General features: G+C 56.6%; 1 protein-coding gene. It reads right to left on the reverse strand.

Features of this window, described 5'->3' with window-relative positions:
• Positions 1-60: 60 nt before the first annotated feature.
• The gene (locus G1E_RS05870) at positions 61-1,041 is read right to left on the reverse strand and encodes an IS5-like element ISPa41 family transposase (RefSeq protein WP_004576175.1); all 981 of its coding nucleotides are present in this window, start codon (positions 1,039-1,041) and stop codon (positions 61-63) included.
• Positions 1,042-1,103: the final 62 nt, after the last annotated feature.

Below are 1,103 nucleotides of genomic sequence, written 5' to 3' on the forward strand. Positions count from 1 at the left end.
ATTGGACGAAAAGTGACCGAAAAATCATGTACGGAGAGCTTTTTCGACCGGTTCTCCGTGTTAAACGCGAACCTCACCCATACCCATGAGCTGTTTTCGAACCCTCCACAGGTTTGCCAGGGCGAACAGCGTGGTCAACTGAGCCGTGTTTTTCATCAGCCCACGAAAACGTACTTTCACGTAACCAAACTGCCGCTTGATCACGCGAAACGGATGCTCGACCTTGGCCCGTGTCTGAGCCTTGCAGAACTCGATCTTGCGCTTGGCTTTGTACAGTACGCTGCGCTGGTTCAGCTTGGAATAGGTGCTGCGACGCGCTGCAATCTGCCAGATCACCCCCCGATTTTCATGCTCTTCGCGCCTTTCGACACCGGTGTAACCGGCATCTGCATACACGGCGTTTTCTTCGCCATGCAGCAGTTCAGCCACCTGCGTGACATCGGCCACATTGGCAGCGGTGCCATGGACGTGATGCACCAGGCCGGACTCGACATCGGCACCGATGTGCGCCTTCATCCCGAAGAAATACTGACCGCCTTTCTTGGTCTGGTGCATCTCGGGATCACGCTTGCCTTCTTTATTTTTGGTCGAGCTGGGGGCATGAATAATGGTGGCATCGACGATGGTGCCTTGGCGCAGCGACAGGCCTTTTTCCTGCAGATAACCATTGATGACCGCAAGGATTGCCGGTGCGAGCTGATGCTTCTCCAGCAAGTGCCGGAAGTTCATGATCGTGGTGTCTTCGGGGATTGGCGCGCTCAGCGTCAGGAGTGCGAACTGGCGCATGGGCGTGATTTCGTAGAGCGCTTCTTCCATGGCCGGGTCGCTCAGGGAGAACCAGTTCTGCAACAGATGGATGCGCAGCATGGTTTCCAGAGGATAGGGTTTTCTACCGCCGCCGGCCTTGGGGTAGAACGGTTCGATCAGCTCCAGCAGGCCTGCCCAGGGCACCACCTGATCCATTTCGGCGAGGAAGCGCTCTCGGCGGGTTTGCTTGCGCTTGCCGGCGTACTCAAAGTCGGAAAAGCTCATCTGGCTCATGGGCGGCTCGGATCAGGTGTTGCGGGGATTCTCGCATAACTGAAGGCTTGTTCGGAGATTCC

The organism is Pseudomonas sp. TJI-51 (genome assembly GCF_000190455.2).
In the GTDB taxonomy this organism is placed as follows: domain Bacteria; phylum Pseudomonadota; class Gammaproteobacteria; order Pseudomonadales; family Pseudomonadaceae; genus Aquipseudomonas; species Aquipseudomonas juntendi.